The sequence below is a fragment of the Streptomyces sp. NPDC059679 genome, assembly GCF_042734105.1.
GTDB lineage: Bacteria > Actinomycetota > Actinomycetes > Streptomycetales > Streptomycetaceae > Streptomyces.
The window spans coordinates 39,346-59,006 of sequence record NZ_JBHWES010000007.1 but is presented as its reverse complement, the minus strand read 5'-3'; the positions used below and the strand labels follow the sequence as shown (position 1 = coordinate 59,006).

Here is a 19,661-nt window from a genome sequence, read left to right as displayed (position 1 = left end):
AGTCCACATAGCCGTCAGTCCAGATAGCCGCGGAGCTGGTCCGCGAACGCGTGGTCCCGCAGCTTGTTGAGCGTCTTCGACTCGATCTGCCGGATCCGCTCGCGCGTGACCCCGAAGATCCGCCCTATCTCCTCCAGCGTCCGGGGCCGCCCGTCGGCCAGCCCGTACCGCAGCTGCACCACCTTCCGCTCCCGCTCCCCGAGCGTGGAGAGCACGGCCTCCAGATGCTCCCGCAGCAGCAGGAACGCCGCTGACTCGACCGGCGAGGCGGCATCCCCGTCCTCGATCAGATCGCCGAGCGCGACATCGTCCTCCTCGCCGACGGGCGCGTGCAGCGACACCGGCTCCTGGGCCAGGCGCAGCACCTCGCTCACCCGCTCCGGGGGGAGGTCCAGGTGGTGCGCGACCTCCTCGGACGTGGGCTCGTAGCCGCGCTCCTGGAGCATCCGGCGCTGCACCCGCACCACCCGGTTGATCAGCTCGACGACATGCACCGGAACCCGGATCGTACGGGCCTGGTCCGCGAGGGCGCGGGACATGGCCTGGCGGATCCACCAGGTCGCGTACGTCGAGAACTTGTACCCGCGGGCGTAGTCGAACTTCTCCACGGCGCGGATCAGCCCGAGGTTGCCCTCCTGCACCAGGTCGAGCATGGTCAGACCTCTGCCGACATAGCGCTTGGCCACGGAGACGACGAGGCGGAGGTTGGCCTCGATGAGGCGGCGCTTGGCCATCCGGCCCAGGACGACCAGCTGGTCGAGGTCGTGGGCGAGCTGGGTGTCGAGGTCGGGGGTATTGCTCAGCTTCTCCTCGGCGAACAGGCCCGCCTCGACGCGGCGCGCGAGCTCCACTTCCTCGGCGGCGGACAGCAGCGGGATGCGGCCGATCTCGCGGAGGTACTGGCGGAAGAGGTCGGAGGAGGGGCCGCTGGAGGTCTCGGCGCGTACGGCCGGCTCGGGGGCCTCCTCGGGGGCCTCCTCTGGGACCTCCTCTGGGGCGTTGGCGGCCTCGACGGTCTCGGCGGTCTCGGGGAGCTCTGAGGGTTCGGCGGCTTCCGGCGGCTCCGCTTCCGGTCCGGCGGTTACGGCCGCCAGTGCCTCCACCGCCTCCAGCGCGGCCGGTGCCGAGGCCGCGGTCGGTCTGGAGTCGGCGTGTGGGTGGGGGGACTGCGGCGGCGTCGCCGTGGGCGCCGCGTCGGTCAGGGTCTGGGTCTGCACGGGGGCGACCTCCAGGGTGATCGCTGCTGAGGCGGCAGAACGATCGGGTACGGCTGCGGCGGCCACGCCGCCGTCCGTCCCGTACATCATGAGCGGATCTGCGGGGGAATCCGGCCCTTCCTGGCCAACACCGCCGCGCTCCGAGGACTCAGGCACCGCAACCCAGTGTGGAGTACGACACAGGCCCGCCACGAGGGGCGTGCGAGCACTTTTTGCGCTGCGGGCCGTGACCGGGCGGTTACAGCGCCGGGCCACGGCCGCCCGCGGGGGCCGCTTACAGGGCCGCGGCGCCCTTCTCGCGGAGGGACTGCCCGTACTGCTGAAGCACCCACAGCTCGTTCTGCACGGCGGCGAGGTGGTCGGCGTCCGCGCCGGCACTGAGGCGCTGGAGGGCGCCCTGGACCTCGCCGATCCGCTGGTTCACCGCGGCCAGCCGGACGGTCACCAACTGGACGCCCGCGTACACCTCGTCGGGGTCGCGGCGGGTGTTCAGGGCCTCGACCGCGAGCTCGGTGACCATCGCGCGCACCGTGTCGTCGGGGGCGGCGTCGCGGACCCGCGCCAGATAGTCGCCGTCGGCGGCGCCCGCCCCGCCCGCGTCCTCGATGGTGCGGCGCACGGCGGCGTACGGCGGGGCGGTGAACTCGTCGATCCCGTACGCGTCGAAGGCCGGGGAGACCAGCTCCGGGCGCTGGAGGGCGAGCTTCAGCAGCTCGCGCTCGACGCGGTGGGCGGGGCTGCGGAGGTTCAGCGCGGGGCCGCGCGGGGGCTGCGGGCCGCCGTCGGGGCCGCCCCCCGGCCCCGCGGCGTGCCCAGCGCCGGGCACGCCGCCACCTTGGCCGGGGCCGCCATAGCCTCCGCCGGGCCCGCCCGGACCACCTGGGCCGCCCGGGCCGCCGCCGCGGCGGGCGCCGCCCTGCTGTGGGCCGCCGCCGCGCTGGCCGCGCTCGCGGGCCCACTGGGCGAGCTGTGAGACCCGGCGGACGACGAACTGGGTGTCGAGGATGCCGAGCAGCCCCGCGAGATGCACCGCGGACTCGTGCTGGATCGATCTGTTCTTGATCCCGGCGACGACCGGCGCGGCCTCCTCGAGCGCCGCGGCCCGCCCCACCGCCGTGTCCAGGTTGTGCCGGGCGACGATCTGCCGGATCGCGAACTCGAAGAGCTGCGTACGGCTGTCCACCAGCTCCTTGACGGCGCCGTCGCCCTCGGCGAGACGCAGCTCGCACGGGTCCATCCCGCCCGGCGTGATCGCGATATACGTCTCGGCGGCGAACTTCTGGTCGTCCTCGAAGGCCCGCAGCGCCGCCTTCTGGCCCGCCGCGTCGCCGTCGAAGGTGAAGACCACCTCGGCACTCGAGTTGTCCATCAGCAGCCGCCGGAGGATCTTGATGTGGTCGCCGCCGAAGGCCGTACCGCAGGTGGCGATGGCGGTGGTCACCCCGGCGAGATGGCAGGCCATGACGTCCGTATAGCCCTCGACGACGACGGCCCGGCTGGTCTTGGCGATCTCCTTCTTGGCGAGGTCGATGCCGTACAGCACATGGGACTTCTTGTAGAGCGGGGTCTCGGGGGTGTTCAGATACTTCGGGCCGTTGTCGTCGTCGCGCAGCTTGCGCGCGCCGAAGCCGACGACCTCGCCGGTGATATCGCGGATGGGCCACATCAGACGGCCGCGGAAGCGGTCGATGGGGTTACGGCGGCTCTCCTGGGCGAGACCGGAGAGGATCAGCTCCTTGTCGGTGAAGCCGCGGCCGCGCAGAAAGCGGACGAGGTGGTCCCAGCCGGCCGGGCTGTAGCCGACGCCGAAGTGCTGGGCGGCGGCCTGGTCGAAGCCGCGCTCGGCGAGGAATTTGCGGCCGATCTCCGCCTCGGGGCTGTCCAGCTGCTCCACATAGAACTGGGCGGCCGCCTTATGGGCCTCCACCAGGCGGGTGCGCTCGCCCTGCTGCCGGCCGGGGGTCGCGCTGCCCTGCTCGTAGCGCAGGGTGATACCGGCCTGGGAGGCCAGCCGCTCGATGGTCTCGGCGAAGGAGAGGTGGTCGATCTTCATGATGAAGTCGACCGTGTCGCCGCCCTCCTGGCAGCCGAAGCAGTAGAAAAGCCCCTTGCTGGGGCTGACCTGGAAGGACGGGGACTTCTCGTCATGGAAGGGGCACAGGCCCTTGAGATTGCCGCCGCCGGCGTTACGCAGCTGGAGGTACTCGGACACAACGGCGTCAATCGGGACCGCGTCCCGCACCGCCTTCACGTCGTCATCGTTGATCCTGCCTGCCACGCGTGAATTCTACGGCCGGGCTCCGACATCGCCGGAGCCCAGCCGGGCGCGCAACCGGTGTACGGGTTCCGCCTACGGGGTTCCGCCGACGAGGTCCCGTCTACGGGAGCAGGGATGTCAGCGGGACGGACGGGTTCGCCAGGTCGTCGGGGTCGAGGCGGACGCCGCCGCGGATGAGGCGCTGGATGGGCTCGACGACATCCCATACGTTCACATTCATCCCCGCCAGCAGACAGCCCTCGCTCAGCCAGAAAGCGATGAACTGCCGCTTGCCGACGTCACCGCGGCACACCACCTGGTCGTACGAGCCGGGCGGCGCGTAGCCGGAGTACTCCAGGCCGACGTCGTACTGGTCGGAGAAGAAGTAGGGCACGCGGTCGTACGCCACGTCCTGCCCGAGCATGGCGCGGGCCGCGGCCGGTCCGCCGTTCAGCGCGTTGGCCCAGTGCTCGACGCGCACCCGGCCCCCCGGCGGCTCGATACCGCCCGGGAAGGCGAGCGGGGCCGCGGCCACATCGCCCGCCGCGAAGATGTCCGGGTCGCTGGTGCGCAGCGAGGCGTCCACCACGATCCCGCCGCCCGCCGCGCGGTCCGCCACCTCCAGGCCGGACGCCTCGGCGAGCGCGGTGCGCGGGGCGGCGCCGATCGCGGCCAGCACGTCGTGGGCGGGGTGCTCCTCCCCGTCGTCGGTGCAGGCCGCCAGCACCACGCCGTCCTGCCCGGTGATCTCGGTGAGCCGGGCGCCGAAGTGGAAGCGGACGCCGTGCTCCCGGTGCAGATCGGCGAAGAGGGTGCCGAGCTCGGGACCGACGACGCGATGGAGCGGGGTGGGCTCGGGCTCGACGATCGTCACCTCGGCGCCGTACCCACGCGCGGCCGCCGCCACCTCCAAGCCGATCCAGCCCGCCCCCGCGATGACCAGCTGACCGTTGTCCCGGCCGAGCGCGGCCAGGACCGACCGCAGCCGCTCGGCGTGGGCGAGACGGCGCAGATGGTGCACGCCGACGAGGTCGGTGCCGGGGATGTCGAGCCGACGCGGCTCGGCGCCGGTCGCCAGCAGCAGCCGGTCGTAGTGGATACGGGTCCGATCACCGAGGACAACGGCCTTGGCGGCGCGATCGAGCTGCACGGCGGTCTGGCCGAGGTGCAACTCGATATCGGCCTGGGCATACCAGGCGGGCTCATGCACGAAGACGCTGTCGCGCTCCTGGCTGCCGGTGAGGAAGCCCTTGGACAGGGGCGGTCGCTCATAGGGGTGGTCGCGCTCGTCACAGATCAGGATCACCCGGCCGGTGAATCCCTCGGCCCGGAGGTTTTCCGCGGCTTTTGCCCCGGCCAGACCCCCTCCGACGATGACGAACGTCTGGTGTGCGTCGACCACTTCTCTCCTCCTCGCTGCCGCGCGATTCCCATGCGCGGCTACGCCGTGTCAAGGCCGGTCGTATGAGCCCCGGTCATGTGAGCCGATGTTCGAGCCTCCCGCACCACGCGTGCGGCGGGAAGGGGCAGTACGCCGTACGGGCCAGCGGGCGGTACGGGCTGGCGGCCCGCGCGTACCTGCGGGGCGGGCCCGCGGAGCGCGGCCCGGCGCGCGGGCTGGGCCCGTACGGCGGGACGAGGCGCGGCGGGGGTGGCCCCGGCGGGCGCGAGTTGGGGGGCTCGGGTTGGGGGGCTCGGGTTGGGGGGCTCGGGTTGGGGGGCTCGCCGGCGCAGGCACGGTGGGCCCACGGCCGGAGCGCGGGCGGCCCCGGGCCGCGCGTGCCCGCCCGACCGCGCGGGGCGGGCGCAGCAGGGCGCATCCGCCGCACAGGCGGGATGGCCCCCTGCCGCCCGCCACGCGGCGGCTGGTCCGGCCCGCGCGTGCGAAAGGCCCACCGCCCGCCGCGCCGCGGCGGGCCCCACCCGCGCGTGCCCGCCGGACGCAGGCGGGCCGGCCCGCACGTACCCACCGGATATGGGCGAGGCGGCTGGTCCGCCCCGCTCCTGGGCTGGGCACGGCGCCGCGCTCATGGCCGCCGGACCGTGCCACGGGTGGTCAGGCGGGCGTGCAGGGAGCGGGCGGAGGTGTCGGTGAGGGCGGCGATTTGGTCGACGATGGCGCGGAGGCGCGCCGTGTCGTCTCCGGCGGCGTCCGCTTCGTCGTACAGGGCGCGGAACTGGGGGTCCAGGCCGACCGGGGCGCGGGCGGTGAGGGCTTCGCCCAGTTCGGCGATGATGACTCGTTGGTCGGCGCGGACCGCTTCCTGGTCGGCGCGCTGCATCACATAGCGGTCGGCGACCGCCTTCAGGACCGCGCATTCCAGGCGCGCCTCGCGCGGCACCACGAGCTCGGCGCCGTAGCGGGTGAAGCGGCCGGTGCCGTACGCGGCACGGGTGGCGCCTTCCGCGGCGAGGCAGAAGCGGCCGATGAGCTGGCTGGTGGCGTCCTTGAGCCGGGCCTGGGCGACGGAGGAGCCGTCGTAGCCGTGGGGCCACCACTCCTGGTCGAGCAGCCGGTCCAGCGCCTCGGCCAGTTCGTCGGGCTCGGCACCCGGGGCGTAGCGGGCGGCGGCGACCGCGAACACCTCGCGACGCTCTGGGTCGGCGAGCAGCAGGCCGGGGTCGAGGTGGCCGGCGTGCAGTCCGTCCTCCACGTCGTGGACCGAGTACGCCACGTCGTCGGACCAGTCCATGACCTGGGCCTCGAAGCAGGTGCGGTGCTCGGGCGCGCCCTGCCGGAACCAGGCGAAGACCGGGATGTCGTCCTCGTACACCCCGAACTTGCGCGAGCCGGGGTCGCTGGGGTGCCCGCCGCGCGGCCAGGGGTATTTGGTGGCGGCGTCGAGCGCGGCGCGGGTGAGGTTGAGCCCCACGCTCACCGCGGCGCCGGTGTCCGGGTCGGCGACGAACCGCTTGGGCTCCAGCCGGGCGAGCAGTCGCAGCGACTGGGCGTTCCCCTCGAAGCCGCCGCATGCCTCGGCGACCTCGTTGAGCGCCTGCTCGCCGTTGTGCCCGAAGGGCGGATGGCCGAGGTCATGGGCCAGGCAGGCCATCTCCACCAGGTCCGGGTCGCAGCCGAGGGCGGCGCCGAGCTCCCGGCCCACCTGGGCGCACTCCAGGGAGTGGGTCAGCCGGGTGCGCGGGGTGGCGTCCCAGGCCGGGGCGGCGGCGCCGGGGCCCGGGTCGGCGGCGGGGGCCGCGGGGACGGCGGGTACGACCTGGGTCTTGCCGGCCAGCCTGCGCAGCGCGGCCGAGTGCAGCACCCGCGCCCGGTCCCGCTGGAAGGCCGTACGTCCCGGGCGCTTGTCGGGCTCGGCCGCCCAGCGCTCGAGGTCCGCCGCCTCGTAGCCGGGGCTCGCCCAGGCTGAGGCTGCGGACTCGGTCGGTTGGAGGGTCGGGTGGGCAGTGGGCTGGGCTTGCTCTGCTGACTCAGCTGATGGTTCGGGTGCCGTGGGGCCAGTGCGGCTCATACACCGACGGTAACCGCCGGGTGTGACATGGGTGCAGAGGCGAGCGCCTGTTCATAGCGGTGGACCACGAGCCGCGCCACGGCCGGATGGTCGCCCAGCGGCCCGGAGGCGATACCGGGCGCCGCGTCCGCGCACTGGGTCGCGAAGCGGCCCGGCGCGGCGAAGTACGAGGCCACCGCGATCCGCCGGCCGCGCCCCATGTCGGTCAGGGCGCGTACCGCCTCGGCCACCGTCGGCGCGGCGGCGGAGGCATAGCCGGGCAGTACGGGCACGCCGCCGAGCCGGGCGCTGAGCAGGGCGGCCGTACGGGCCGTGTCGGCGGCCGAGTCCCGGTCGCGCGAGCCCGCCGCCGCCAGGACGACGCCCGCCCCGGACAGCCCGTCGGACAGCCCGTCGGACGGCCGCCCGGACGGCCACCCGGCCTCGGTGAGGCGCGTGTGCAGGGCCTCGGCGAGCAGCGGGTGCGGGCCGAGCGGGGCGGCCATACGGACGGACAGGTGGGGCGCGGCGGCGACGGCGTCCGGCAGGTCCCGTTTGATGTGATACCCGCGGCCGAGGAGCAGCGGTACGAGGACGGCCTCGCCGCGCAGCCCGGCGAGCGTGTCGGCGAGCAGCGGATCGTTCAGCTCGACATGGCCGAGGCGTACGGGCAGGTCGGGGCGGAGCGCGCGGACGCGGTCCACGAGCGCGGTGACCGTGCGCAGCGCCTCCGGGTCACGGCTGCCGTGCGCCACGGCGACGAGGGTGGGCGGGCGGTGCGGGGTGGCAGGTCGGGGACGGCGTCGTGTTCCGCCGAGGGTCAACCGGCCGAGTTGCGCGCTGAGCTGTGCGGTGATCCGGGTCATGAGCTGGGCCGTACTGTCGAGAGGGCCGGAAGGGGCTGCGGGACCGGGATGGGGGCCGGGATGGGGCAACGCCGTCATGACAAGAGCCTCGCGGAAGGACATTGCGCCCCCGTTGCGTGGCCGTCACATGTGATTGCCACGAGTTCACCGGCCGCCGCCGGCCGCGCTGAGGTCCGGTTGCCCGATGCGTAACGCGAGCGGGCGCGGCACGTAACACGGCCGTAGCACGCTGACCGCATGCCGCATGTGACCGGCGCCATGACGCCCGACCCCGCCGTCGACACCCACTGCCCGTACTGCTCGCTCCAGTGCGGCATGGCGCTGCGCCCCGCGCCGGGGAGCGAAGGGGGCGTGGCGGTGGTGGAGCGGACGGCGTTCCCCGTGAACCGCGGCGCGCTGTGCGGCAAGGGCCGTACAGCGCCCGCCGTACTCTCCTCCCGGGTGCGCCTGACCGAGCCGCTGGTCCGCCGCCCTGACACCGGCCGGCTCGAACCGGCCACCTGGGAGGAGGCCCTGGACCGGATCGCGGAGGGGCTGGCGGGCGCGGCGCAGACGTACGGGCGGGACGCCGTGGGGGTCTTCGGCGGGGGCGGGCTGACGAACGAGAAGGCGTACGCGCTGGGGAAGTTCGCCCGGGTCGTGCTCGGCACCTCGCAGATCGACTACAACGGCCGCTTCTGCATGTCCTCGGCCGCCGCCGCGCACAACAGGGCCTTCGGCCTCGACCGCGGGCTGCCGTTCCCGCTGGCTGACGTGGCCCGCACCGGGTGTGTGATCCTCGTCGGCTCGAACCTGGCCGAGACCATGCCGCCCGCGCTGCGCTATCTGACCGAGCTGAAGGAGTCCGGCGGCAAGCTGATCGTCATCGACCCGCGCCGGACCCGGACCGCCGAACAGGCGGATCTGCACCTGGCCCCGCGCCCCGGGACGGACCTGGCGCTCGCGCTGGGGCTGCTGCACCTGGTGGTCGCGGAGGGGCGGGTGGACGAGGAGTTCATCGCGCGGCGTACGAACGGCTGGCCCGAGGCGCGGGCCGCCGCGATGGCGCACTGGCCGGAGATGGTCGAGCGGATCACCGGCGTACCGGTGCCCGAACTCCGCGAAGCGATGCGGATGTTCTGCGACGCGGAAAACTCCATGGTGCTCACGGCGCGTGGGCCCGAACAGCAGTCGAAGGGCACGGACACCGTCGGCGCCTGGATCAACCTGTGCCTGGCCACCGGCCGCGCCGGCCGCCCGCTGTCCGGCTACGGCTGCCTCACCGGCCAGGGCAACGGCCAGGGCGGCCGCGAACACGGACAGAAGGCCGACCAGCTGCCCGGCTACCGCAAGCTCGACGACCCGGCGGCCCGCGCCCATGTGGCCGGCGTATGGGGCATCGACCCCGACGCGCTGCCGGGGCCGGGGCGCAGCGCGTACGAACTGCTGGACGCGCTCGGCGGCGACGTACGCGCCCTGCTGCTCATGGGCTCCAACCCGGTCGTCTCCGCTCCCCGCGCGGCCCATATAGAGGCGCGGTTGCGGTCGCTGGACTTCATGGCGGTCGCGGACGTCGTCCTCTCGGAGACCGCCGCGCTCGCGGACGTCGTCCTTCCGGTGACCCAATGGGCGGAGGAGACAGGCACGACGACCAACCTGGAAGGCCGCGTCATCCTGCGCCGCGCCGCCATCACCCCACCGCCCGGCGTCCGCTCGGACCTGGAGGTGCTTCACGGCTTGGCCGCCCGGCTGGGCTCGGAGAAGGGCTTCCCGACGGACCCGGAGGAGGTCTTCGACGAGCTGCGGCGCGCGTCGGCGGGCGGGGCGGCGGACTACTCGGGCATCACCTACCGCCGGATCGCGGAGGAGGACGGGGTCTTCTGGCCCTGCCCGGAGGGGGCGGAGGCCGCGGAGTCGGGCGGGGCGGGCCTGGCGCAGGACGCCTTGGCCGAGCCCGGCCTGCCTCCGGGTCCGCACCCCGGTACGCCGCGCCTCTTCCTCGACCGCTTCGCGACCGACGACGGCCGGGCCCGCTTCGTACCGGTGTCCCATCGCCCCGCGGCGGAGGAGCCCGACGCGGAGTATCCGCTGTTCCTGACCACCGGCCGGGTGCTCTCCCAGTACCAGTCGGGCGCGCAGACGCGCCGCGTCGAGGAGCTGAACCGGGCCGCCCCCGGCCCCTTCGTCCAGCTGCACCCCCAGCTCGCCGAGCGCCTGGGCGCCGCCGAGGGCGACCCTCTCACCGTGGTCTCCCGCCGCGGGCGAGCCGTCGCCCCGGCCCGCATCAGCCGGGACATCCGGCCGGACACGGTGTTCATGCCCTTCCACTGGGCGGGCGAGGGACGGGCCAACACGCTCACGAATCCGGCGCTGGATCCGGTCTCCCGGATGCCGGAGTTCAAGGTGTGCGCGGTGCGGGTGGAACGCGCCGTGGGATAGTCCCCCACCCCGCCCGAGGTCTGCTGGCTGGTGCGGCGGCTCGCGGGCGGGGACGTGCCGGCGGGCTGGGCGGGCGCGACGTCGTCGGTGACAGCGGCGGCGCGGGGCATCAGCCGGCCGCTGATACGACTTCAGCGCCGGCAGCGGCGCGAGCTGGTGCTCATCCGAGTCGGTGACCTCCTCGGCCCAGGTGCACCGCGGGTACGCGGTCCGCTCGATCGAGACCAGCGCTCGTCCAGCGGTTTCCCGTGCAGAGGTCTTGCCCGGTAAGCGTCGTTAACGTTAACGTCCGCTGCAACACCCCGGAAACAAAGGGAGTGATCTCCACGTGATGTCCTGTGACGCCGTCCGCTGACCGGCCCGTGCGCCCTCCGGTCCTCGGCGACGTGGCGCGACTGGCGCAGGTCTCCGTGATGACCGTGTCGCGGGTGCTCAACGAGAGCCCCGGAGTCAAGACCAGCACCCGTGCCCGGGTCCTGGCGGCAGTGGCGGAATTGGGCTACCGGCCCAACAGCGCCGCGCGGACGCTGGTGACCGGCATGTCACGCGTACTCGGTGTCGTGGCCTTCGACACCAGGCTGTACGGACCCGCGACCACGCTGTTCGGTATCGAGCAGGCGGCCCGCGACGCCGACTACACCGTGCGGGTCACCACACTGGAGTCCACCGGCCAGAACTCGGGTGGAGAGGTGATGCGCGACCTGATGTCGGAGTCGCTCGCCGGCGTCATCCTGTCCGCACCGCACGACTGGGCGGCGGAAGCGCTGCGGCATCTGAGCAGAAACACGCCCGTGGTCGTCGTGGACGTCGACATCGAGCAGGACTCCGCCCCTGTGGTCGGCATCGCCCAGCATGCGGGCGCCCGTCAGGCCACGGAGCACCTCTTGTCTCTCGGCCACAAGACGGTCTGGCACGTCTCGGGACCGGTGACCTGGCCCTCGGCGAGGGCCCGCGAAGCCGCCTGGCGCACGGCGCTCACCGAGGCCGGACGGATGGCGCCGCCGCCGCTGCGCGGGGACTGGACCGCGCGATCGGGTTACGAGCAGGGCAAACGGCTCGCCCGGCGCAAGAACGTCACCGCCGTCTTCGCCGCCAACGACCAGATGGCCCTCGGAGTGCTCCTCGCCCTCCGGGAGGCCGGCCTCGACGTGCCGGGCGATGTGAGCCTGGTCGGCTTCGACGACATCCCCGAAGCCGCCTACTTCTGGCCGCCGCTCACCACAGTGCGCCAGGACTTCGACGAGGCGGGACGGCTCGCCCTCGATCTGCTCATGGACCAGATCAAGGGCACGGGAGCCCGGGACAAGCTGACCGTGGTCCAGCCCGAACTGGTCGTACGCGGCAGCACGGGTCCAGCGGCCCGGAACTGACACAAGGAAACCGATCTCATGAACGCGAACGCCGACGCGTCGCAGCTTCAAGCCATAACTGTTAACGTTACCAATACCGTTACGGCCGATGACCGAATGCCCGTCAACCCGACTGCGGATTTGGTCAACTCGGACCGTAAGCAGGTCCTGTTCGGCGCCGCCTACTACGCCGAGTATCAGCCCTACGAGCGACTGACCGCCGACCTGGACCTGATGGCGCAGGCCGGGTTTTCGGTGATCCGTGTCGGCGAATCGGTCTGGTCGACCTGGGAACCCGAAGACGGGCGCTTCGCGCTCGACTGGCTCCAACCGGTCCTGGACGAGGCTCACGCCAGGGACATCTCGGTCATCATCGGCACGCCGACGTACGCCGTCCCGCCGTGGCTGCGCCACAAGTACCCGGAGACGACTGCGCACCGAAGACCGGGACTGCCCATCCCGTACGGCGGGCGCCAGGACGTGGACTTCACCCACCCGACCTTCCGATATCTCGCGGAACGGGTCATCCGCAAGATCGTCCGGCGCTACGCAGGCCACCCGGCCGTCATCGGCTGGCAGGTCGACAACGAACCCGGCATCGAGTTGCTGCACAACCCCGCCGTGTTCCAGGGCTTCGTCGACCACCTGCGTACGGCGTACCGCGACGTGGACACACTCAACGACCGCTGGGGGCTGACCTACTGGTCCCACCGGATCAGCGACTGGTCGCAACTGTGGACACCGGACGGCAACACCACGCCGTCCTACGACCTGGCGTGGCGCCGCTACCAGGCCCGGCTCACCACCGAGTTCATCGGCTGGCAGGCCGAAATCGTACGCGAACTCGCGACCCCCGGGCAGTTCGTCACGACCTGCATGGACATGGGGCGCAAGGCCCTCGACGAAGTGGCGCTCGGACAGCGGCTGGACGTGACCGCCACCAATATCTACTTCCCCATGCAGGAGGGAATGCGGCACCCGGCACCCGTTGAAACGCCGGCGGCGGGCCGCCCGTGGTGGCTGCCCTGGTTCGGCGCCTGGGGGCTGTACCTCAAGGCCGACCTGTCATACGGGATCCGCCGCGAGCCCTTCCTCGTCACCGAGACGCACGCCCAGTCCATCGGCGAGTCACACGTCAACTACCCGGCCTACGACGGTCAGTGGCGGCAGGCCGTTTGGGCGATGGTCGCCCGGGGCGCCGCCGCGGTCGAGTACTGGCACTGGCACACCCTGCATTTCGGCTTGGAGACGCACTGGGGCGGAGTTCTTGGGCACAGCCTGGAACCGGGCCGCTGCTACGACGAGTTGACCCGAACGGGTGAGGAGTTGCGACGGGCCGGGGCCGTGCTCGCCGGTCTGGAGCCCGAGGCCGAGGTAGCGATCCTTTACTCGCTGGAGAGCAAGTGGGCACTGGAGTTCCAGCCGCCCATCGCTGCGGGGACCGGCGGGGACCCTGACCGGAGGGCGTACGACCGCGTCGTCGCGACCCTCCATCGCGGCCTGTTCGACGCCGGCCTCCAGGCCGCCGTACTGAGCCCGGAGCAGTTGGGGACGGACGCCGGGGCGATCGCCGCCCGCTGGCCGGTGCTGGTGGTGCCCGCCCTGTATGTGGCGAGCGACGAACTCCTGCGGCTCCTTGAACGGTACGCGCATCACGGCGGCCACCTACTGCTCACCTTCCGCTCCGGTTATGCGGACGAGGACGCCAGGCCACGCCCTCAGGTCATGCCCGGAATCCTGCGGGAGGCCGTCGGGGCGCACTACCTGGAGTACAGCAACCTCGCCGAGCCGGTGCCCGTACGGGGGCTGGACGGCCACGCGACGGCCTGGGCTGACGCTCTCGTACCGGACACCGCCACGCCACTGGCGTGGTACGAGCACAAGCACGTGGGCCGCTGGCCCGCCGTCGTGACCAACGAGCACGGTGCCGGCCGCGTCACCTACACCGGCACGCTGCCCGATGCGGCCATGGCACGGGACCTCGCCCGCTGGGTGGCGGAGACGACCCTGCCCGACGACCCGTGGAGCACCACGCCCGCCTGCGTCACCGTGACCGGGGCTCGCGCGGCCGACGGACGCCGCCTGCGGTTCGTCAGCAATTGGTCGTGGGAGACGGCATCCGCACGCCTGCCCGCGCCCGTCACGGATCTCCTTTCCGGCGAAGCCCTCGATGCCGGATCGGAACTATCGCTCGGACCGTGGGATGTCCGGGTGCTCATCGAGCGGACCACCGAGCAGGCAGAAAGCGCCCGGAACACCGAGTCCGCCAAGAACACGGCGAACAGTGACAGACAGGAGAAGATACGATGAAATCTCCGACAACGGGCAGGCGTTCGCGCCTGTTCACCACAGCCGTCGGCGGGCTCGCCCTGCTCGTGCTCACGGCCTGCTCCGGCGGCTCGTCGAACGGGGCGGGTGGTGGCACCCCCAAATCCGTCGACATGGCCGCCGAGCTGAAGAAGCCGGCCACGATCGAGTTCTGGAGCTGGCTGAACGGTATCGAGGACGAGGTCAAGCTCTTCGAGAAGAAGTACCCCAACATCAAGGTCAAGGTGGTCAACGCCGGCCAGCCCGCAGCCGAGTACCCCAAACTCCGCACCGCGCTGAAGGCGGGCAGCGGGGCCCCCGACGTGGTCCAGCTGGAGACGCACGAGGTCCCCTCCTTCGCCATCACCAAGAGCCTGCTCGACCTGGCCCCGTACGGAGCCGACAAGATCAGGAGCAAGTTCCCGGGATGGGCGTGGGGCCAGGTCTCGCAGGGCTCCTCGGTCTACGCCATCCCGCAGGACAGCGGACCCATGGGGATGCTCTACCGCAAGGACATCTTCGACAAGTACCACATCAAAGTACCGACGACCTGGGCAGAGTTCGCCACCGCGGCCGAGAAGCTCCACAAGGCCGACCCGAAGGCGTACCTGACCAACCTTCCCCCGACCAATGGCACGGTCTACACCGGACTGCTGTGGCAGGCGGGATCACGGCCGTTCAAGAGCCCCACGCCCACGAGCCTCAGGGTCGGCATCGATGACTCGGCTGCCCGGAAGGTGAGCGACTACTGGAGCGGTCTGCTCAAGTCGGGGAACGTCTCGACCGACCCCGACTTCAACGACCAGTGGTACCGCGGTCTGGCGAGCGGCAAATACGCCACATGGCTCACCGCTGCCTGGGGCCCGATGTTCCTCCAGGGAACCGCCAAGAAGACGGCGGGCAAATGGCGCGTCGCGCCCCTTCCCCAATGGGACGCCGGAGAGCCGGCATCGGGGAACATGGGCGGGTCCACCAGTGCGGTCATCCGCACCAGCAAGCACCCCGCCGCCGCGGCGGCCCTCGCTCAGTTCCTGAACAGCGATCCCGCGTCGACGAAGATGCTGGCCTCCAAACAGTCGCTCTTCCCGGCCACGACGGCACAGCTCAACGACCAGAAGTTCCTGGACGAGTCGCTGCCCTTCTTCGGCGGACAGAAGGTGAACCGGGTCTTCTCCGACATCGCCAAGACGGTCAAGACGGACTTCACCTGGAGCCCCTTCCAGGATTACGTCTTCAACACCTTCAACGAGACCGTCGGCAAGGCGATGACCCGCAGGCAGGACCTCACCGCCGCGCTCACCCAGTGGCAGGACTCGGTCACCGGATACGCCAAGAAACAGGGCTTCACCGTCAGCTGACCGGAGCACACCCGACCCCCGTGGACCACCACCGGTGTCCACGGGGGTGGAGGAAAGAAACGACATGAGCCGAACCGCCCCACCGGCGCCCGCACGCCCCGTCTCGCCGCCGGTCATCCACACCACCCGCCGCCCGTGGCGGCGCTCCACCCGCGAGGCGCTGACCGCGTACGCGTTCGCCGCCCCCTTTGTGATCCTCTTCGTAGCCCTGCTCGTGATCCCCCTCGGCTACGCCGGCTATCTCAGCCTGTACCGGGAGCAGTTGATCGGCGGCAAGGTCTTCGCCGGCCTCGCCAACTACCGGCAGGCACTGGATGATCCCATCTTCCGGGACAGCGTGCTGCGGATGGCGCGGTTCCTTGTCATCCAGGTGCCCGTCATGCTCGGCGCCGCCCTGTTCTTCGCCCTCGCCCTGGACAGCGGCCGACTGCGCTTCCCGCGTCTCATCCGGCTGGGCATCTTCATCCCGTACGCGATCCCCAGCGTCATCGCCGCGCTGATGTGGGGCTATCTGTACGGTCCGGACTTCGGCCCGTTCGCCCAACTGGCTCGGGATGTCGGCCTGGGCACCCCCGGGTTCCTCACCCCTGACTGGATACTCGCCTCCCTCGCCAACATCGTGACCTGGGAGTTCGTCGGCTACAACATGATCATCCTGTTCGCCGCCCTCCAGTCGATCCCGCCGACCCTGTACGAGGCCGCGGCCATGGACGGCGCCGGAGCCTGGCGCATCGCCTGGCACATCAAGATCCCCGCCATCCGGCAGGCGCTCATGCTGAGCGTCATCTTCTCGGTGATCGGCACCTTCCAGCTGTTCAACGAGCCCAAGCTGCTGGCCGGGATCGCGCCGGACGCCATCAGCGCCTCGTACACGCCGAACATGTACGCCTACACGCTCGCCTTCACCAACCAGGATGTGAACTACGCCTCGGCCGTCTCCTTCCTGCTCGGTGTGGTGATCGTGGTCGTCTCCTACGCCGTGCAACTCGCGTCCCATCGGAGGGCCCGCCGGTCATGACCAGCCACACCACTTCAACCGCGGTTTCTTCCCTCGGGGCTTCCCGTCAGCCCGGCCGACGCAGCAACGTGCTCACCCTGCTGATGCTGGCGTTCCTGATCTATTTCCTGCTGCCGCTGTTCTGGCTCATCGTCTCGGCCACCAAGGACAACGGCTCACTGTTCTCCACGTTCGGCCTGTGGTTCGGCGGCGGCTTCGACTTCTTCCAGAACGTGCATGACGTGTTCACCTACAACGGCGGAATCTACGGCCAGTGGCTGCTCAACACCGCCCTCTACGCCGTGGTCAGCTCGGTCGGGGCGGCCTTTCTGGCCACCCTGGGTGGCTACGCTTTCGCCAAGTTCCGCTTCCCGGGCCGCAATCTGCTCTTCTCCATCGTGCTGGGATCGATCATGGTGCCCAGCACCGTGCTGACGCTTCCGACATACCTTCTGTTCAGTAAGATCGGGCTGGTCAACACGCCGCTCGCGGTGATCGTGCCGATGCTGATGAGCCCCTTCGGGCTCTACCTGATGCGGGTGTACGCCGAGGACGCTGTCCCCGACAGCCTCATCGACGCCGCACGGATGGACGGAGCCGGCGCGATCCGCATCTTCTGGCAAGTGGGCTTCCGTCTCCTCCTGCCGGGATTCGTCACCGTCCTGCTCTTCCAGCTCGTCGCCAGCTGGAACAACTACTTCCTGCCCCTGATCATGCTCAACAACCCGAAGCTGTATCCCGTGACCATCGGCCTGGCCCAGTGGCAGGCCCAGGCGAGTGGGGTGGGCGGCGCGCAACCCCTGTTCTCGATCGTCATCACCGGATCACTCGTCTCGATCCTCCCGCTCGTCGCGGCCTTTCTCCTGCTCCAGCGCTACTGGCAGGGTGGCCTTTCCACAGGCTCCGTCAAGGACTGACAGTGATGATTGCTGTGGCTCCGCCACGAAGCGCGGCCTGTGCCTGCGAGGGCACACCGTCAATGAGCGAGCCACAACCGGTCCTGTGGGTAGCCGGGGGCTCCCGGGATCCGGGGCTCGCACCTGCTTCGCGGCGAAGCCGCATGGCGATGCCACGGAGGGGGCGGAGCGGGGGTCACCCGCCCCGCCCGCGCGGCCGCGCTCACACGCCGTGCGCGTCGACCTCCTTCAGGTACGCCGCCCGCGCCGCCTCGTCCAGGAAGGAGGCGCGGAAGGAGTTCCGCGCGAGCGCTCGCAGCGTGGCGTCGTCCAGGCGGAGCGCGTCCCGCACCGCGTCGAAGTTGTCCCCCGCGTAGCCCCCGAAGTACGCCGGGTCGTCGGAGTTCACCGTCACCAGCAGGCCCGCGTCCAGCATGGCGCGCAGTGGGTGGTCCTCGAGCCGGTCGATGACGCGCAGCCGGACGTTGGACAGCGGGCATACGGTCAGCGGGATCTGGTCGGCGACCAGCCTGGCGACCAGGGCCTCGTCTTCCAGGGAGCGTACGCCGTGGTCGACGCGGTCGACGCCGAGGATGTCCAGCGCCTCCCATACGTACGCGGGCGGCCCCTCCTCCCCCGCGTGCGCCACGCACTTGAGCCCCGCCTCCCGCGCCCGGGCGTACACCTCGCGGAACTTCGACGGCGGGTTGCCGACCTCCGCCGAGTCGAGGCCGACGGCCGCGAGGCGGTCCAGGTAGGGGCGGGCCGCCTCGAAGGTCTCCAGGGCGGACTCGGCGCTCTCGTCGCGCAGGAAGCACATGATCAGGCGGGTGGTGATGCCGTACGTCCGCTCCGCCGCGTCCAGCGCGCGCGTCAGGCCGTCGATGACCGTGCCGATCGCGACGCCGCGCGCGGTGTGGGCCTGCGGGTCGAAGAAGATCTCGGCGTGCCGGACGCCCTGTGCGCGGGCGCGGGCGAGATAGGCGTTGGTGAGGTCGGCGAAGTCGTCCTCGGTGCGCAGCACCGCCATCAGCGCGTAGTAGAGGTCCAGGAAGTCCTGGAGGTCGGTGAAGGAGTACGCGGCGCGCAGCTCGTCCTGGGTGGCGTACGGGAGCTCGACGCCGTTGCGCTCGGCGAGCGCGAAGGCCAGCTCGGGTTCGAGGGTGCCCTCGATGTGGAGGTGGAGCTCTGCTTTGGGGATCGGGGGCGGGGTCGGGGGCACGACGGGATCACCTGCTGTTTTCGCTGACGGGGAGGGTGACCAGAGTAATGCGGCGGCGTCTGCCGACCGAACTGACCACGCAACCGATCAGCCGTGATCGGCGTCAGTCCAGTCGGACAGCGGAGAAAGCGGTGGACGGATGGGTGCCGGAGAGCGGGTACGGAGAGCGGTGCGGGCCGTGCGGGCGCGGCTGCGCCTGCCCAGGACCCGGCGCGGGCAGCGCCGCGTCGTCCAGGTGGTGATGGGCCTCAGCGTGCTCGCGCTGCTGCCCGCGACCTGGCTGCGGCTGTCCACCGACGCCCGGGTCCGTACGGTCGCCGACGTCCCCAAGGCGCCGGTGGCGGTGGTCTTCGGCGCCGGGCTGTGGAACGGCGAGCCGTCCCCGTATCTGGCGCACCGCCTCGACGCGACCGCCGAGCTGTACGAGCGGGGCAAGGTCCGCGCGATCCTGGTGACCGGCGACAACAGCCGGCACGACTACGACGAGCCGGACGCGATGCGCGCCTATCTCGTCCGGCACGGTGTGCCGGACGCGCGCATCGTCAGTGACTACGCGGGCTTCGACACCTGGGACTCGTGCAGCCGCGCCGAGCGGATCTTCGGCGTGCACCGGGCGGTGCTGGTGAGCCAGGACTTCCATATCCGCCGGGCGCTGGCGCTGTGCGAGGCGGCGGGCATCGACGCGTACGGGGTCGGCGTCGCCGAGCCGCACGATCTGACGTGGCTCTTCGGCGGGGCGCGGGAGGCCATCGCGGCGAGCAAGGCCGCGCTGGACGCGGCCTTCAAACCGGACCCGCACTTCCTGGGGCCGCTCGAGCGGGGGATCGAGAAGGCGCTGGCGGACTCCGGCTGAGTCGTATGCCCAGCCGATACGCCCCCGGCCACACGCTCAGTCGATCGTCGTCTGTTCCACCACCCACCCCAGGTAGTCCTCACTCCCCTGCATGATCGGCGTCGCGATGATCTCCGGCGTCTCGTAGTCGTGCGCCTCGCGGAGGTGCGCCTCCAGTTCCCCGTACCGCGCCGCGGTGGTCTTGAACAGCACCTGCCACTCGGCGGCCGTCTCGATCTCGCCCTGCCACCGGTACACGGACGTCACGGGCTGGCTGATCTGCGCGCAGGCCGCAAGCCGCGCGGTCACGGCCCCGCGCGCCAGTGCCTCGGCCTTCTCTGGCGTGTCGGTGGTGGTCAGTACGGTCAGGAAGTCGGCCACGGCGGAAGAACCTCTCTGTGCCTCGTCTGTTTCCCGGCTGTGCGACTGGCGCAGACCACGTTAGCCAGTGACGATTGAGGTGACCCGGCGACGACCAGACACGGCCGATCGA

General features: G+C 71.4%; 14 protein-coding genes. 7 read left to right on the top strand and 7 right to left on the bottom strand.

The window, feature by feature from the left end:
* Nucleotides 1-14 precede the first annotated feature (14 nt).
* The 5 genes from ACFV2X_RS10895 to ACFV2X_RS10875 form a co-directional block, all read right to left on the bottom strand.
* Entirely contained in the window at nt 15-1,373 is a 1,359-nt protein-coding gene (locus tag ACFV2X_RS10895; protein WP_385614154.1) for an RNA polymerase sigma factor, read from the bottom strand.
* A 118-nt stretch (nt 1,374-1,491) separates the two neighbouring features.
* A complete protein-coding gene (dnaG, locus tag ACFV2X_RS10890; RefSeq protein WP_385614151.1) occupies nt 1,492-3,495 on the bottom strand; it encodes a DNA primase in 2,004 nt (667 codons plus the stop codon).
* A 100-nt stretch (nt 3,496-3,595) separates the two neighbouring features.
* Nucleotides 3,596-4,876: an NAD(P)/FAD-dependent oxidoreductase gene (locus ACFV2X_RS10885; protein ID WP_385614148.1), complete on the bottom strand. Its 1,281-nt coding sequence runs from the start codon at nt 4,874-4,876 to the stop codon at nt 3,596-3,598.
* Nucleotides 4,877-5,501: 625 nt separating this feature from the next.
* Nucleotides 5,502-6,944, bottom strand: a complete 1,443-nt coding sequence (locus tag ACFV2X_RS10880) for a deoxyguanosinetriphosphate triphosphohydrolase (protein ID WP_385614146.1) — start codon at nt 6,942-6,944, stop codon at nt 5,502-5,504.
* Nucleotides 6,941-7,867: a sirohydrochlorin chelatase gene (locus ACFV2X_RS10875; RefSeq protein ID WP_385614143.1), complete on the bottom strand. Its 927-nt coding sequence runs from the start codon at nt 7,865-7,867 to the stop codon at nt 6,941-6,943. The genes ACFV2X_RS10880 and ACFV2X_RS10875 overlap by 4 nt, the downstream gene beginning before the upstream one ends.
* A 159-nt stretch (nt 7,868-8,026) precedes the next feature.
* On the opposite strand from ACFV2X_RS10875, the gene ACFV2X_RS10870 reads away from it, so the two are divergent.
* The 6 genes from ACFV2X_RS10870 (at nt 8,027) to ACFV2X_RS10845 (ending at nt 17,135) form a co-directional block, all read left to right on the top strand.
* Nucleotides 8,027-10,207 carry a molybdopterin oxidoreductase family protein gene (locus tag ACFV2X_RS10870; protein ID WP_385614140.1) on the top strand — a complete coding sequence of 727 codons (2,181 nt, stop codon included), beginning with the start codon at nt 8,027-8,029 and terminating at the stop codon, nt 10,205-10,207.
* A 338-nt stretch (nt 10,208-10,545) separates the two neighbouring features.
* Complete coding sequence (locus tag ACFV2X_RS10865; protein ID WP_385614137.1) at nt 10,546-11,577, top strand: LacI family DNA-binding transcriptional regulator; 1,032 nt, start codon at nt 10,546-10,548, stop codon at nt 11,575-11,577.
* A gap of 96 nt (nt 11,578-11,673) precedes the next feature.
* Nucleotides 11,674-13,866 (top strand): beta-galactosidase, encoded by a 2,193-nt coding sequence (locus ACFV2X_RS10860; protein WP_385614134.1) that lies wholly within the window; start codon nt 11,674-11,676, stop codon nt 13,864-13,866.
* A complete protein-coding gene (locus ACFV2X_RS10855; protein WP_385614131.1) occupies nt 13,863-15,221 on the top strand; it encodes an ABC transporter substrate-binding protein in 1,359 nt (452 codons plus the stop codon). Before ACFV2X_RS10860 ends, ACFV2X_RS10855 begins: the two co-directional genes overlap by 4 nt.
* Nucleotides 15,222-15,285: 64 nt before the next feature.
* Complete coding sequence (locus ACFV2X_RS10850; protein ID WP_385614129.1) at nt 15,286-16,239, top strand: carbohydrate ABC transporter permease; 954 nt, start codon at nt 15,286-15,288, stop codon at nt 16,237-16,239.
* A complete protein-coding gene (locus ACFV2X_RS10845) occupies nt 16,236-17,135 on the top strand; it encodes a carbohydrate ABC transporter permease (protein ID WP_385614128.1) in 900 nt (299 codons plus the stop codon). The genes ACFV2X_RS10850 and ACFV2X_RS10845 overlap by 4 nt, the downstream gene beginning before the upstream one ends.
* A gap of 202 nt (nt 17,136-17,337) precedes the next feature.
* On the opposite strand, the gene ACFV2X_RS10840 is transcribed toward ACFV2X_RS10845, so the two are convergent.
* On the bottom strand, nt 17,338-18,336 hold the full coding sequence (locus tag ACFV2X_RS10840) for an adenosine deaminase (protein ID WP_385614125.1): 999 nt from the start codon (nt 18,334-18,336) through the stop codon (nt 17,338-17,340).
* A gap of 139 nt (nt 18,337-18,475) precedes the next feature.
* Between ACFV2X_RS10840 and ACFV2X_RS10835 the strand changes: the two genes are divergently transcribed.
* Nucleotides 18,476-19,189 carry a vancomycin high temperature exclusion protein gene (locus tag ACFV2X_RS10835; RefSeq protein WP_385614123.1) on the top strand — a complete coding sequence of 238 codons (714 nt, stop codon included), beginning with the start codon at nt 18,476-18,478 and terminating at the stop codon, nt 19,187-19,189.
* A 36-nt stretch (nt 19,190-19,225) separates the two neighbouring features.
* Here ACFV2X_RS10835 and cutA read toward each other — a convergent pair whose 3' ends face one another.
* Entirely contained in the window at nt 19,226-19,549 is a 324-nt protein-coding gene (cutA, locus tag ACFV2X_RS10830) for a divalent-cation tolerance protein CutA (protein WP_385614121.1), read from the bottom strand.
* Nucleotides 19,550-19,661: the final 112 nt, after the last annotated feature.